The 13972-nt window shown below is 75.6% G+C and carries 12 protein-coding genes; 9 read left to right on the forward strand and 3 right to left on the reverse strand.

Annotation, left to right across the window (positions count from 1 at the left end; translation table 11 throughout):
• The first annotated feature begins 6 nt into the window (after positions 1 to 6).
• Positions 7 to 1158: an NADH-quinone oxidoreductase subunit D gene (locus tag IE271_RS29125; protein ID WP_190193451.1), complete on the forward strand. Its 1152-nt coding sequence runs from the start codon at positions 7 to 9 to the stop codon at positions 1156 to 1158.
• 112 nt (positions 1159 to 1270) lie between these two features.
• Here the strand turns inward: IE271_RS29125 and IE271_RS29130 are convergent, their stop codons facing one another.
• Complete coding sequence (locus IE271_RS29130) at positions 1271 to 2314, reverse strand: SAM-dependent methyltransferase (protein ID WP_190193452.1); 1044 nt, start codon at positions 2312 to 2314, stop codon at positions 1271 to 1273.
• A 118-nt stretch (positions 2315 to 2432) separates the two neighbouring features.
• On the opposite strand from IE271_RS29130, the gene IE271_RS29135 reads away from it, so the two are divergent.
• From IE271_RS29135 to IE271_RS29145, 3 genes are all read left to right on the forward strand, one after another.
• Positions 2433 to 3635: a sensor histidine kinase gene (locus IE271_RS29135; protein WP_190193453.1), complete on the forward strand. Its 1203-nt coding sequence runs from the start codon at positions 2433 to 2435 to the stop codon at positions 3633 to 3635.
• A 157-nt stretch (positions 3636 to 3792) separates the two neighbouring features.
• A complete protein-coding gene (locus IE271_RS29140; RefSeq protein ID WP_190193454.1) occupies positions 3793 to 4464 on the forward strand; it encodes a response regulator transcription factor in 672 nt (223 codons plus the stop codon).
• 158 nt (positions 4465 to 4622) lie between these two features.
• Complete coding sequence (locus IE271_RS29145; protein WP_190193455.1) at positions 4623 to 5255, forward strand: AAA family ATPase; 633 nt, start codon at positions 4623 to 4625, stop codon at positions 5253 to 5255.
• A 144-nt stretch (positions 5256 to 5399) separates the two neighbouring features.
• Here the strand turns inward: IE271_RS29145 and IE271_RS29150 are convergent, their stop codons facing one another.
• Positions 5400 to 6542 carry a DUF5937 family protein gene (locus IE271_RS29150; protein WP_190193456.1) on the reverse strand — a complete coding sequence of 381 codons (1143 nt, stop codon included), beginning with the start codon at positions 6540 to 6542 and terminating at the stop codon, positions 5400 to 5402.
• A 379-nt stretch (positions 6543 to 6921) separates the two neighbouring features.
• A complete protein-coding gene (locus IE271_RS29155; RefSeq protein WP_190193457.1) occupies positions 6922 to 8163 on the reverse strand; it encodes a threonine aldolase family protein in 1242 nt (413 codons plus the stop codon).
• Between the two features lie 148 nt (positions 8164 to 8311).
• On the opposite strand from IE271_RS29155, the gene IE271_RS29160 reads away from it, so the two are divergent.
• The 5 genes from IE271_RS29160 to IE271_RS29180 are packed head-to-tail and all read left to right on the forward strand — an operon-like array spanning position 8312 to position 13818.
• Complete coding sequence (locus IE271_RS29160) at positions 8312 to 9262, forward strand: Rossmann-like and DUF2520 domain-containing protein (RefSeq protein ID WP_190193458.1); 951 nt, start codon at positions 8312 to 8314, stop codon at positions 9260 to 9262.
• Positions 9259 to 10260, forward strand: coding sequence for a pantoate--beta-alanine ligase (gene panC / locus IE271_RS29165; protein WP_190193459.1), 1002 nt, complete (start codon positions 9259 to 9261; stop codon positions 10258 to 10260). The genes IE271_RS29160 and panC overlap by 4 nt, the downstream gene beginning before the upstream one ends.
• Entirely contained in the window at positions 10257 to 12032 is a 1776-nt protein-coding gene (locus IE271_RS29170) for an L-aspartate oxidase (RefSeq protein WP_190193460.1), read from the forward strand. The genes panC and IE271_RS29170 overlap by 4 nt, the downstream gene beginning before the upstream one ends.
• A 5-nt stretch (positions 12033 to 12037) precedes the next feature.
• Positions 12038 to 13018, forward strand: a complete 981-nt coding sequence (gene nadC, locus IE271_RS29175; RefSeq protein ID WP_190193461.1) for a carboxylating nicotinate-nucleotide diphosphorylase — start codon at positions 12038 to 12040, stop codon at positions 13016 to 13018.
• 2 nt (positions 13019 to 13020) lie between these two features.
• Positions 13021 to 13818, forward strand: coding sequence for a type III pantothenate kinase (locus IE271_RS29180; RefSeq protein WP_190193462.1), 798 nt, complete (start codon positions 13021 to 13023; stop codon positions 13816 to 13818).
• The last annotated feature ends 154 nt before the right edge of the window (positions 13819 to 13972 follow it).

Consider the following 13972-nt stretch of genomic DNA (forward strand, 5'->3'; position numbering starts at 1 on the left):
GTTCCCATGAGTCCTACGACGGAGACCACGGTCGGTATCGGCGGTGGCGCCGAGAGCACCGACATGGTGCTCAACATCGGGCCCCAGCACCCGTCCACGCACGGCGTGCTGCGGTTGAAGCTGGTGCTGGACGGCGAGCGGATCCAGCGCGCCGAACCGATCGTCGGCTACATGCACCGCGGTGCCGAGAAGCTCTTCGAGGCACGGGACTACCGCCAGATCATCGTGCTGGCCAACCGCCACGACTGGCTCTCCGCGTTCTCGAACGAGCTGGGCGTCGTGATCGCCGTCGAACGCATGCTGGGCATGGAGGTGCCCGAGCGCGCGGTGTGGACGCGCACGCTGCTCGCGGAGCTCAACCGCGTCCTCAACCACCTGATGTTCCTGGGCTCGTACCCCCTGGAGCTGGGCGGCATCACCCCGATGTTCTACGCCTTCCGGGAGCGCGAGGAGCTCCAGCACGTCATGGAGGAGGTCTCCGGCGGGCGCATCCACTACATGTTCAACCGGGTCGGCGGCCTCAAGGAGGACCTGCCGGCCGGCTGGACCGCGCGCGCCAGGGCCGCCGTCGCCGCCGTCCGCGCGCGCATGGACGTCTTCGACGACCTGGTCCTCGGCAACGAGATCTTCCGCGGGCGCACGCGCGGCGTCGGCGTGCTCTCCGCAAAGGCCGTGCACGCCTACGGGGTGAGCGGCCCCGTCGCCCGCGCCTCGGGCGTCGACTTCGACCTGCGCCGCGACGAGCCGTACCTGGCGTACGGGGAGCTGGGCGACGTCCTGAAGGTGGTCACCCGTGAGGAGGGCGACTGCCTCGCCCGCTTCGAGGTGCTCCTGGAGCAGACCCACAACGCCCTGGACCTCGCCGACGCCTGCCTCGACCGGCTGGCCGGACTGCCGCCGGGGCCGGTCAACCAGCGCCTGCCCAAGGTCCTGAAGGCCCCCGAGGGCCACACGTACGCCTGGACCGAGAACCCGCTCGGCATCAACGGCTACTACCTCGTCAGCAAGGGCGAGAAGACGCCGTACCGGCTGAAGCTGCGCTCCGCCTCGTACAACAACATCCAGGCCCTCACCGAACTGCTCCCGGGAACGCTGGTGGCGGACATGGTGGCGATCCTGGGGTCGCTGTTCTTCGTGGTGGGCGACATCGACAAGTAGGCCGGCGAGCCGGTCCGCGAGCAGGCCGCCGGCGGGCGGACCGGAAGGCGGGCCGGGGGGCGGGACAGGCGGTGAGCGGGCGTCCGGGCGGCGAGCGGGCGTCCGGGGCCGCTCAGCCGGGCGGCAGCAGCTCGCCCGGCACCTCGATCCCGACCGGCTGGAGCAGCCAGCCGAAGTCGCCGAGGCCGCCCGGCGCGGTGAGCTCGCCCGCGGCGCCCGCGTCCGCGAGGGCCCGTACGTACGCCGCCGGGTCCGTGGAGGCCAGGGACAGCGGGGGCCGGCCGCCGCCGACGCCGAGGGCGCGCAGCGCGGCCCGCTGGGTGAGCCGCGCGGCCCCGGGCAGCGCGCACGCGTCCAGCGCCACGTGCGCGGTGATGTCGCAGGAGCCGTCGGGCACGGGCCGCGTCTCCCGGCCCTCCCGGAAGCCGGTGAGCGTCCCGAAGGGCGGGCGGGCGTCCGCGCGGTGGGCGTAGTCGACGGCGACGGCGAGGCCGCGCCCGAGGGACGCCACGGCCCGCGCCCAGGCCGCGTCGCGGGTCCGCCCGATCTCGGCCCGCAGCCCGACGGGAACGACGCCGTCCGCCTCCCCGGCCTCCCCGGCGGGACCGCCGTCCAGTGGCCACCAGCTGCGCAGCCACGCCGCGTCCTCCCCGCTCACCGGCTCGCCGAGTCTCTCCGTGCCGTCCTCGCGCACGAGGACCAGGCGCGGCACGCCCGCCTCGTCCACCTCGGCGACGTCCAGGGGCACGTTGTCGAGCCACTCGTTGGCGAACAGCAGGCCCACGGCGCCGGACGGCGGCTCCGCGCACCACGTGACGCGCGGGTCGGGCCCGGCCGGGGGGCCGGCCAGCTCGACGGCGTACCCGCGCGCGCGGGAGGCCACGTCGGCGGGCAGCGCGTCCAGGACGCCGGTCACGAGTTCGCCCCGGCCCGCGCCCATGTCGACGAAGGCCAGTTCACCGGGGCGGCCCAGCGCCTCGTCGACCCGGCACAGCAGCCGGGCCACCGCCCGCGCGAACAGCGGCGACGCGTGCACCGACGTACGGAAGTGGCCCGCGGGCCCCTCGGGCCGCCGGTAGAACCCGCCGGGGCCGTACAGGGCCTCCTCCGACGCCTGCCGCCACCCGCGCCACCCGCCCGTCTCCTCGTGTCTCACCGCGCCAGGCTAAGCGCCGCGGCCCGGCCGCCCTCCACCTTGGGGAGTACGCGAGCCGGTTCCGGATCGGCCCCCGGGGTGACCCCGGTGGTCGGTACGCCTGCCTACGCTGGGTTACGTGCAGCGCCTCTATGGTTTTCTCCGCAGGTACCCGACATGGGTCGACAGCTTCTGGGCCGTCGTCCTGCTCGCGGTCAGCCTGGTGGGCGAGACGGCCGATCCGCAGTCCCGGGGGCAGGCCCCGGAATGGGCCATGGTCCCGATCGTGCTGGGCCTGTGCCTGGCCGTGGCGCTGCGCCGGCGGATGCCGGAGAAGACGCTGCTGCTCGTCGCGGCGATGGGCATTGCGCAGCTCGCGCTGGACGTGCCGGTGATGGCGGCCGACTTCGCCATGCTCGTGATCATCTACACCGCCGCGGCGGACGGCGCCCGGTGGGCGTCCCGGCTCGCGCTGATCGGCGGCCTGTGCGCGGCGGGCCTTTCGCACCTGCGCTGGCCCCTGGAGAACGTGGGCGCCTGGGGCTCGCTGCTGCTGGCGGTCTTCGAGTCGGTGCCCTTCGCGCTCGCCTGGGTGCTCGGCGACTCCATCCGCACCCGCCGCGCCTACATGGCCCAGCTGGAGGAGCGCGCCGCCCGTCTGGAGCGGGAGCGCGAGGCGCAGGCCAAGGTCGCGGTCGCCGCGGAGCGCGCCCGCATCGCGCGCGAGCTCCACGACGTGGTCGCGCACAACGTCTCGGTGATGGTGGTCCAGGCCGACGGTGCCGCGTACGTCATGGACACCGCGCCCGACCAGGCCAAGAAGGCCCTGGAGACCATCTCGGGCACCGGCCGCCAGGCGCTCGCGGAGATGCGCCGGCTGCTCGGCGTGCTGCGCACCGGCGAGCCCCAGGAGACCGGCGAGTACGTGCCCCAGCCCGACGTCGAGCAGCTGGAGGACCTCATAGAGCAGGTCCGCACCTCCGGGCTGCCCGTCGACTACAAGGTCGAGGGCACCCCGCGCCCGCTGCCCAGCGGCGTCGAGCTGACGGCGTACCGCATCGTGCAGGAGGCGCTCACCAACACCCGCAAGCACGGCGGTCCGAACGCCGGGGCCAGTGTGCGCCTGGTCTACTTCGACGACGGGCTCGGCCTGCTCGTCGAGGACGACGGCAAGGGCGCGCCCCACGAGCTGTACGAGGAGGGCGGCGCCGACGGCAGCGGGCACGGCCTGATCGGCATGCGCGAGCGCGTCGGCATGGTCGGCGGCACCCTGGACGCGGGGCCGCGCCCGGGCGGCGGCTTCCGCATCAGCGCCCTGCTCCCGCTCAAGCCCGCCCACTGACACGTGCCCGTCGTTCCTGCCGCCGCCACCCGCCGCCCGCCGACCGCCGCCATCCGCCAAACGCTGTCACCCGCCGACCACGGCCACCTGCCGACCACGGCGACCCGCCGACCGCGGCGACCCGCCGACCACCGCCGTCCGACCGAAGGACCCCGCCATGCCGATCCGCGTGATGCTCGTCGACGACCAGGTGCTGCTGCGCACCGGGTTCCGGATGGTGCTGGCCGCCCAGCCGGACATGGAGGTCGTGGCGGAGGCGGGCGACGGGGTGGAGGCCCTGCTGGCGCTGCGCGACACCGAGGTCGACGTGGTGCTGATGGACGTCCGCATGCCGAAGCTGGACGGCGTGGAGGCCACCCGCCGCATCTGCATGGAGGCCGATCCGCCGAAGGTGCTCATCCTCACCACCTTCGACCTCGACGAGTACGCCTTCTCCGGGCTCAAGGCGGGCGCCTCCGGGTTCATGCTCAAGGACGTGCCGCCCGGCGAGCTGCTCGCCGCGATCCGCTCCGTGCACAGCGGCGACGCGGTGGTCGCGCCGTCCACGACCCGGCGGCTCCTCGACCGGTTCGCGCCGATGCTGCCGGACCCGGGCGGGGAGCCCCCGCTCAAGGAGCTGGAGCGGCTGACCGACCGCGAGCGCGAGGTGATGGTGCTGGTCGCGCAGGGTCTGTCGAACGGTGAGATCGCGGCCCGGCTGGTGCTGTCCGAGGCGACCGTGAAGACCCACGTCGGCCGCATCCTCACCAAGCTGGGGCTGCGCGACCGCGTCCAGGTCGTGGTGCTCGCCTACGAGACGGGCCTGGTGCGCGCGGGCCGCAACGGCTGACCGGGACTGCCCCGGGCCGCCACGGCTGCTCCGGACCGCAAGGGCCGATCCGGCCCGGTGCTGCCCAGCCCGGCCCGGATCAGCCCGGGCCGGTGCCGGGTCCCGCCGCCCGCTCCGCGCGTGACCGGGGCGTGGCGCGGGCCCACTAGGGTCTGCGCATGCTCCTGTGGATCAACGGCCCCTTCGGGGGCGGCAAGACACAGACCGCACACGAGATCCGGCGGCGGCTGCCGGGCAGCGTCGTCTGCGACCCCGAGCACGTGGGCTTCGGCCTGCACCGCATGCTGCCGCCCGGCCTGCGCGGCGACTTCCAGGACCTGGCCGCGTGGCGGCAGGGGGTGTACGAGGTGCTGGACCTGGCGCTCACGGGGCACGACGGCGTGGTGATCGCGCCGATGACGGTCGTCGAGCCCGCCCACTTCGAGGAGACCGTCGGCCGGCTGCGCGACAAAGGGCACGACGTACGGCACTTCACGCTGCTCGCCGAGCGCGAGACCGTGCTGCGGCGGCTGCGCGAACGCGGTTTCGGGCGTCTCCTCGGGCTCGTCGCCGGCAAGGACGCGCCGCTGCGCCGGGAGAGCTGGGCGGTGGAGCAGCTGGACCGCTGCCTGGAGCGGCTGCGGGAACCGGAGTTCGCCGAGCACCTGTGGACGGACCGCACGTCGGTCTCCCGGACGGCCGACCGCATCGCCGTGCTGGCGGGCCTCACGCTCGCGCCCGACAAGGACGGCGCCCTGCGCGGACGCCTGCGCCGGGCGGCGGTGGGGGCGCGGCACATCCGGTTCGACTGAGCGTCCGCGCACCGCCCGGCCCCGTACGCGGTCCGCGCATCACCCGGGCCCGTACGCGCTCCTGAGCCCTGGTGAGCGCCGTACCCGTCCGCGCTCCCGGGCCCCGTACGCGGTCCGCGCCCCAGGGGCCGGCGCGGTGCGGGCTCAGCGCAGGACGCCCTCCAGGAAGTCGCCGCCCAGCCGCGCCACCACCGTGACGTCCAGCTGGTGCAGCACGTACCGGCCGCGGCGCCGGGTCGTGATCAGGCCCGCCTTCTTGAGGAGGGCGAGGTGCCGGGATATCTCCGGCGCCGACATGCCCTCCACCTTCGCCAGCTCGCCCGTGGTGAACGCGCTGCGCGCCAGGTGGCGGCACATCCGCATCCGCACGGGGTGCGACAGGGCCGTCATCCGCAGCGTCAGCTGCTCCACCGAGGGCGGGGCGGCGGGCGCCGGCGAGCTGACGGGGTAGTGCAGCACCGGCTGCCACCCGTACCGGTGCAGGACCATCAGATGGGGGCGGCCCAGGCTCGTCGGGATCAGCAGCAGGCTGCCGTCCGCCGTGCTCGTGCGCCCCTCGTTCAGCTTGTCGACCGTGATCCGCTGCTCGTCCTCGTCCAGCGTCACCACCGGCGACACGGCCGTCAGCGCCTCGGCGAGCCCCTTGCGCCGGAGGATGTCGGTCTTGTGCCGGGCGTCCGCCGTGAGCTGGTGGCGCATCCGGGACCAGACGTCCGCGAAGAACGCCTCGTCGCAGTCCTCCAGGAACCGCCGCAGCCAGACCCGTACGTGCGGCGGGTCCTCCAGCAGCCGCCGGGTGAACCGCACCGGCTGCGGTCCGCGCGCGGCCGCCAGCTCCAGGGCGCGCTCGCGCATCGCGGGGTCGGCGAGGACCCGCGCCGGGCGTGTGTCGTACGGCAGCGCGCAGGTGAACTCCAGGGCCGCGTCCACGAACTGCTCGTCGGACAGCCTGTCCAGCAGGTCCAGGTCCTCGGCGAGCGTGGCGCCCGGAAGCGTGCCGCCCGGCAGTCCCGCCGCGGGCACGAACACGTCCGAGAACGTGGTGCGCCACAGGAAGTCGGCCTCGCCCATGCTGTCGGCCAGGCACGGGTCGAGCCGGGCGGTCACCCCGGCCACCCAGGCCTGGAGCCCGGGGTGGTGCCCCGGCTCCGCCAGTACGTGCAGGGCCATGCAGAGCTCGGCCAGCGGCGAGGTCACCACCGCGACCCCGCCCCGGGCCGCGGACTCCGGCCGGGCGGGGTGGCGCCCCTCCCGGCGCAGGCCGGAGATGTCGATGCGCACGCTCATGACCTCATGGTGCACCCCGCCGCCGACAGCGCGGCCGCCGATCGCCGGCCCCCGTCGATCGACTGACGGCCCGCCGTCACTCGACGCGACGGCCCGCCCGGCCCGCGGCCGGCTCCGCGCGCGTCCCCGGCACGGCCGCGCGCGGTGCACGCGGCGGACGCGGCGGACGCCGACGGGCGGGTCGATCCACCGCCTCCCTGGCGGGGCGCCCGGTGAGGCACCCCCGGTGAGACGCCCTCGGCGGGCACCCATGGCGGGCACTCTTGGCGAGCACCCCTGACGGACGCCCCCGGTGGGCACCAGGGGTGCCCATCCCCGGCGGGGCGGCCCGAGCCGGCCGTCCCGTACGGCCCTTCGGGCGGCCGGCGTACGGCGGCCGTCAGGGCAGCCGGCCCACGAACTCCGCGACGGCCGCGCGGACGTCCTCGGCCGTCCACTCCAGGCCGGGCGCGGCCACGGTGACCTCCGTGCAGCCGAATCCGGGCCCGACGCGTCTCCAGGCGCCCGGGAACAGCGCGACCCCCGTCTCCTCGGCCTGGCGGGCGCCCGCCTCGGCCAGCACTTCCCCGTCGCAGGGCAGCCAGACCTGGAACTGGTGCGTGTGCGGCACCTCGGGGTGCACGCGCGCCCCGCGGACACCGGCCTGCGCGAACCCCTCGCGCAGCGCCGCCGCCACCACGCGCGCGTGGGCGACGTACTCCGGCAGCCGGGGCAGCTCCCGTTCGAGGCCGACCAGCGCCGACAGGGCGGTCGGGAACTGCTGGAAGACCTGCCCGCCGTACCGGTGCCGCCAGGCCCGCGCCTCGTCGACGAGGGTCCTGGGGCCCGCGAGCGCCGCCCCGCCCAGCCCGTCGAGCGACTTGTAGAACGACACGTAGACGCTGTCCGCGAGGTCGGCGATCTCGTGCAGGGGGCGCCCGAAGTGCGTCGTGCACTCCCACAGGCGGGCCCCGTCGAAGTGCACCACCGCGTCGCGCTCGCGGGCCGCCTCCACGGTGGCGGCGAGCTCCTCCCAGGAGGGCAGGACGAAACCGGCGTCCCGGAGGGGCAGTTCGAGCATCAGGGTCCCGAAGGGCTCCTCCAGGCCGCGCACCTCGCCGGCGTCCGGCAGCCGGGGCTCGCGCGTCGGGTGGACGGTGCGCAGCCCGCTCACCGTGCTCAGCGCGTGCCGTTCGTGCACCTCCGGGTGGGACAGGGGGTGCAGGGCCACCACAGGGTTCCCCGTGCGCCCCGCCCAGCAGCGCAGGGCGACCTGCTGGGCCATGGTGCCGGAGGGGAAGAAGGCGGCGGCCTCCTTGCCGAGCAGGTCCGCGACCCGCTTCTCCAGGGTCTCCACGACGCCGTCGCCGTACATGTCCGCCCGCCGGTCCAGGTCGTACACGTCCGGGGCCGCCGCCACCAGCCGGGCCAGCCGCTCGCCGACCGTCTCCTGGTGGCCGGGGCGCGACAGGGCCCGCCGCGCGCTCCGCCAGGCGGCCAGCCGCCGTTCCCGCAGCTCCGCCGGCGGCCCCCCGGCCGCTTCGGTACCGGCGCCCTCCGCGGGGCCGTCGTCCTGGGGGTGACCGGCGCGGCCGTCGTCGTGCGGGGTGGCCGGGCCGTGTGCCGTCTCGCTGTCGCTCATGCCTGGATCATGCCGCGCCCGGTGTCGCGCGGGCACATGGGATTACCCACAGCCTGTGGACGGGGAGACGGCGGCGGAACCGATCGCGTTAACATGACGAGAAATCGTCCGGTACCCCGAGCGGACTGGAACGGAAGGCCCTCGTCGCGTGAGTACAGTCCCACAGCCAGACCCCAAGGACCGCCCGGCGCGGCTCACCGTCGGCGTCGTCGGCGCCGGCCGGGTGGGCCCCGCCCTGGCCGCGTCGCTCCAGCTCGCCGGTCATCGCCCGGTCGCCGTCTCCGGGGTCTCCGACGCCTCCCGGCGGCGCGCCGCCCTGCTCCTGCCCGGCGTCCCCCTGGTGACGCCCGAGGAGGTCCTGGACCGCTCCGAGCTGGTCCTGCTGACGGTCCCGGACGACGCCCTGCCCGGGCTCGTCGAGGGACTCGTCGGGACGGGCGCGGTCCGCCCGGGCCAGCTGCTCGTGCACACCTCCGGGCGGTACGGCGCGAAGGTGCTCGACCCGGCGCTGCGCGCGGGGGCGCTGCCGCTCGCGCTGCACCCGGCGATGACCTTCACCGGCACCCCCGTGGACGTGCAGCGCCTGGCCGGGTGCTCCTTCGGCGTTACCGCCCCCGAGGAGCTGCGCCTCGCCGCCGAGGCCCTGGTGATCGAGATGGGCGGCGAGCCCGAGTGGATCGCCGAGGAGTCCCGCCCGCTCTATCACGCGGCCCTCGCGCTGGGCGCCAACCACCTGGTGACGTTGGTCGCCCAGTCCATGGAGCTGCTGCGCACGGCGGGCGTGTCGGCGCCCGACCGGATGCTCGGCCCGCTGCTCGGCGCGGCCCTGGACAACGCCCTGCGCTCGGGCGACGCGGCCCTCACCGGGCCGGTCGCGCGCGGCGACGCCGGCACGGTCGCCGCGCACATCGCCGAGCTGCGCAGGAACGCCCCGCAGACGGTGACCGGCTATCTGGCGATGGCCCGCGCGACCGCCGACCGCGCGCTCGCCCACGGGCTGCTCAGGCCCGAGCTGGCCGAGGACCTGCTGGGCGTGCTCGCCGACGGGGCGTCCGGCGGGTCCGGCAGGACCGACGGGACCGAGGGAGGGCCCCGATGACCGCCGCCGTGCTGCACACCGCCGACGAGCTGCACGCCCGCGTGCGCCGCGGCCGCCGTGCCGTCGTGATGACCATGGGCGCCCTGCACGAGGGCCACGCCACGCTGGTCCGGACCGCCCGGGAGCTCGCCGGGAGCGACGGCGAGGTCGTCGTCACGGTGTTCGTGAACCCCCTGCAGTTCGGTGCGAACGAGGACCTCGACCGCTATCCGCGCACCCTGGACGCCGACGTGAAGATCGCCGAGGAGGCGGGCGCGGACGCCGTGTTCGCCCCCTCCGTGGAGGAGGTCTACCCCGGCGGGCAGCCCCAGGTCCGCATCGGCGCCGGTCCCATGGGCGAGCGCCTGGAGGGTGCCTCGCGGCCCGGCCACTTCGACGGCATGCTGACCGTCGTCGCCAAGCTGCTGCACCTCACCCGCCCCGACGTGGCGCTGTTCGGGCAGAAGGACGCCCAGCAGCTCGCCCTGGTCCGCCGCATGGTGCGCGACCTGAACTTCGGCGTGGAGATCGTCGGCGTGCCGACCGTGCGCGAGCCCGACGGCCTCGCCCTGTCCAGCCGCAACCGCTACCTGTCCGCGGACGAGCGCCGTACCGCCCTGGCCCTGTCCCGGGCGCTGTTCGCGGGCCGCGACCGGCACGCCGCCCAGGAGGCGCTGCGCGCGCGGGCCCGCGAGGTGCCCGCCACGCGCGCGCGGGCCGAGGCGCTGAGCGCGCTCGGCGAGTCCCGGGCCGCCGCCGACGCGCACGCCGTCGCCAAGGCCGCCCCCGCGGGCCCCTCCGGACCCGCCGCGGTCCTCGCCGCGGCCCGTCTGGTCCTCGACGAGGCCGCCCGCCTGCGGCCGCCGCTCGTGCTCGACTACGTGGCGCTGGTCGACCCGTCCGACTTCTCCGACGTGCGGGCCGGCTTCACCGGCGAGGCGGTCCTCGCCGTCGCCGCCCGGGTCGGCACGACCCGGCTGATCGACAACATCCCCCTCACCTTCGGAGCCGCCCCGTGACGGTCACCGGCATACGTCTGCACGCCCCCGCCCCCGGCTGGTCCCTGGACGCCGACGTCGTGGTGGTGGGCTCCGGGGTCGCCGGGCTCACCGCCGCGCTGCGCTGCGACGCCGCGGGCCTGCGCACGGTCGTCGTCACCAAGGCCCGCCTGGACGACGGCTCCACCCGCTGGGCGCAGGGCGGCATCGCCGCGGCCCTGGGCGAGGGCGACACCCCCGAGCAGCACCTGGACGACACCCTGGTGGCCGGCGCGGGCCTGTGCGACGAGGAGGCCGTGCGCATCCTGGTCACCGAGGGCCCGGACGCCGTACGCCGTCTGATCGACACCGGCGCGCACTTCGACACCGACGAGGCGGGCGGCATCCAGCTCACCCGGGAGGGCGGCCACCACCGCCGCCGCATCGCGCACGCGGGCGGCGACGCCACGGGCGCGGAGATCTCCCGCGCCCTGGTCGACGCGGTCCGCGCGCGCGGTCTCCGTACCGTGGAGAACGCGCTGGTCCTGGACCTGCTGACGGACGCCGACGGCCGCGCCGCGGGCGTCAGCCTGCACGTCATGGGAGAGGGCCAGCACGACGGCGTGGGCGCCGTCCACGCGCCCGCCGTGGTCCTCGCCACCGGCGGCATGGGCCAGGTCTTCTCGGCGACCACCAACCCGTCGGTGTCCACCGGCGACGGCGTCGCGCTCGCGCTGCGCGCCGGGGCCGAGGTCAGCGATCTGGAGTTCGTGCAGTTCCACCCGACCGTGCTGTTCCTGGGCGCGGACGCCGAGGGCCAGCAGCCGCTGGTCTCGGAGGCCGTACGCGGTGAGGGCGCCCACCTGGTGGACGCCGACGGCGTGCGCTTCATGGCGGGGCAGCACGAGCTGGCCGAGCTGGCGCCGCGCGACATCGTCGCCAAGGGCATCATGCGCCGGATGCAGGAGCAGGGCGCCGAGCACATGTACCTGGACGCCCGGCACTTCGGCGCCGAGATGTGGGAGCACCGCTTCCCGACGATCCTCGCCGCCTGCCGCGCCCACGGCATCGACCCGGTCACCGACCCGGTCCCGGTCGCCCCGGCCGCCCACTACGCCTCCGGCGGCGTGCGCACGGACCACCACGGCCGCACCACGGTGCCGGGCCTCTACGCGTGCGGCGAGGTCGCCTGCACGGGCGTGCACGGCGCCAACCGGCTCGCCTCCAACAGCCTCCTCGAAGGCCTCGTCTACGCCGAGCGCATCGCCGCCGACATCGCGGCCCGGCACGCGGACGACGGCCTGCACGCGCGCGTGCCCGCGCCCGTGGCCCCCGCGCAGAAGCCCGCGCACCCGCTGCTCGCCCCGGAGGCCCGCCTCGCGATCCAGCGGACCATGACCGAGGGCGCGGGCGTGCTGCGCTCCGCCGCGTCCCTGGAGAAGGCCGCCGAGCGCCTGGACCGGCTGCACGCCGAGGCGCGCGACGCCCTCGCCGAGCACGGCAAGACGGCCGAGCCCGGCGTCGACGCCTGGGAGGCCACCAACCTCCTGTGCGTGGCGCGCGTCCTGGTCGCCGCCGCCCGGCTGCGCGAGGAGACCCGCGGCTGCCACTGGCGCGAGGACCACGCCGACCGCGACGACGCCGGCTGGCGCCGCCACGTCGTCGTACGGCTGAATCCCGACCGGACCCTCGCCGTGCGCACCACCGACACAGCAGACTTCCCCCCGACCGTCCTCCGGGCCCCGGGCACCGACCGCGCGGGGGAGACCCCCGTACGGCGGCCGGAGCCCCGGCCCCGTCCCCAGGAGCAGTGACAGAAGTGACCACCCCCGACCTTCCCCTCGTGAGCGGCGGCTGCGGCGACGGCTGCGGCTGCGGTGCCGAGGGCGAGTACGAACCGGACGCCGTGGAGTGCGGCCTCGACCCCGCGCTGGCCCAGCTCCTCGCCGACGCCGGCCTCGACCCCGTGGAGGTCGAGGACATCGCCCACCTGGCCATCGACGAGGACCTCGACCACGGGGTGGACGTCACGACGGTCGCCACCATCCCCGAGGCGTCGGTCTCCACCGGTGACTTCACCGCCCGCGAGGCCGGCGTCGTGGCCGGGCTGCGGGTCGCCGAGGCGGTGCTCTCGGTGGTGTGCACCGACGAGTTCGAGGTGGAGCGGCACGTCGACGACGGCGACCGCGTCGAGGCCGGGCAGAAGCTCCTCAGCGTCACCACCCGCACCCGCGACCTGCTCACCGCCGAGCGCAGCGCGCTGAACCTGCTGTGCCGCCTGTCCGGCGTCGCCACCGCCACGCGCGCGTGGGCGGACGCCCTGGAGGGCACGAAGGCGAAGGTCCGCGACACCCGCAAGACCACGCCCGGACTGCGCTCCCTGGAGAAGTTCGCGGTGCGCTGCGGCGGCGGCGTCAACCACCGCATGTCCCTCTCGGACGCGGCCCTGGTCAAGGACAACCACGTGGTCGCCGCGGGCGGCGTCACCCAGGCCTTCGCGGCCGTCCGGGAGACCTTCCCGGAGGTGCCCATCGAGGTCGAGGTGGACACCCTGCACCAGCTGCGCGAGGTCGTCGACGCGGGCGCCGACCTGATCCTGCTGGACAACTTCACGCCCGGCGAGTGCGAGGAGGCCGTGGCCCTGGTCGGCGGCCGCGCGCTCCTGGAGGCATCGGGCCGCCTGACGCTGGAGAACGCCGGGGCGTACGCGCGGACGGGCGTCGACTTCCTCGCGGTGGGCGCCCTGACGCACTCCTCGCCGATCCTGGACATCGGCCTCGACCTGCGTGAGGCGGAGTAGTCGTGCTGCTCACGATCGACGTGGGGAACACCCACACGGTCCTCGGCCTCTTCGACGGCGAGGACATCGTCGAGCACTGGCGCATCTCCACGGACGCCCGCCGCACCGCCGACGAGCTGGCCGTGCTGCTCCAGGGCCTGATGGGCATGCACCCGCTGCTCGGCGAGGAGCTGGGCGACGGCATCGACGGCATCGCGATCTGCTCGACCGTCCCCTCGGTCCTGCACGAGCTGCGCGAGGTCACCCGCAGGTACTACGGCGACGTGCCCGCCGTGCTCGTCGAGCCGGGCATCAAGACGGGCGTGCCGATCCTGATGGACAACCCCAAGGAGGTCGGCGCCGACCGCATCATCAACGCGGTCGCGGCCGTCGAGCTGTACGGCGGCCCGGCCATCGTCGTCGACTTCGGCACGGCGACGACGTTCGACGCGGTCTCCGCGCGCGGGGAGTACACCGGCGGCGTCATCGCCCCGGGCATCGAGATCTCCGTCGAGGCCCTCGGGGTGCGCGGCGCCCAGCTGCGCAAGATCGAGCTGGCCCGCCCGCGTGCGGTGATCGGCAAGAACACCGTGGAGGCCATGCAGGCGGGCATCGTCTACGGCTTCGCGGGCCAGGTCGACGGCGTGGTCAACCGCATGGCCCGCGAGCTGGCCGACGACCCCGACGACGTCACGGTCATCGCCACCGGCGGCCTCGCCCCCATGGTCCTCGGCGAGGCGTCCGTGATCGACGAGCACGAGCCCTGGCTGACCCTGATCGGCCTGCGGCTGGTCTACGAGCGGAACGTGTCGCGCAGCTGAGCCGCGCCGCCCCGGCCGGGCCCGGTCCGCGGGGACGGGGATCCGCGCGGGACGGCCCGGGGCGCCTCGCACCGCCGTCCGTACGAGGGCTGCGGTCTCCGCGCGGGGACCGCGGGCGCCCGTACGGGTGGCGCCGCCCGCGGGCAGGGGGCCG

The sequence above is a fragment of the Streptomyces minutiscleroticus genome, assembly GCF_014650875.1.
Taxonomy (GTDB): Bacteria; Actinomycetota; Actinomycetes; order Streptomycetales; family Streptomycetaceae; genus Streptomyces; species Streptomyces minutiscleroticus.

What these genes read in the sequence shown, in the direction of transcription:
- IE271_RS29140 (WP_190193454.1), top strand. Translation starts at nt 3,793, where the DNA reads ATGCCGATCCGCGTGATGCTCGTCGACGACCAGGTGCTGCTGCGCACC.
- IE271_RS29150 (WP_190193456.1), bottom strand. Translation starts at nt 6,542, where the DNA reads ATGAGCGTGCGCATCGACATCTCCGGCCTGCGCCGGGAGGGGCGCCAC.
- IE271_RS29155 (WP_190193457.1), bottom strand. Translation starts at nt 8,163, where the DNA reads ATGAGCGACAGCGAGACGGCACACGGCCCGGCCACCCCGCACGACGAC.
- IE271_RS29125 (WP_190193451.1), top strand. Translation starts at nt 7, where the DNA reads ATGAGTCCTACGACGGAGACCACGGTCGGTATCGGCGGTGGCGCCGAG.
- IE271_RS29145 (WP_190193455.1), top strand. Translation starts at nt 4,623, where the DNA reads ATGCTCCTGTGGATCAACGGCCCCTTCGGGGGCGGCAAGACACAGACC.
- panC (WP_190193459.1), top strand. Translation starts at nt 9,259, where the DNA reads ATGACCGCCGCCGTGCTGCACACCGCCGACGAGCTGCACGCCCGCGTG.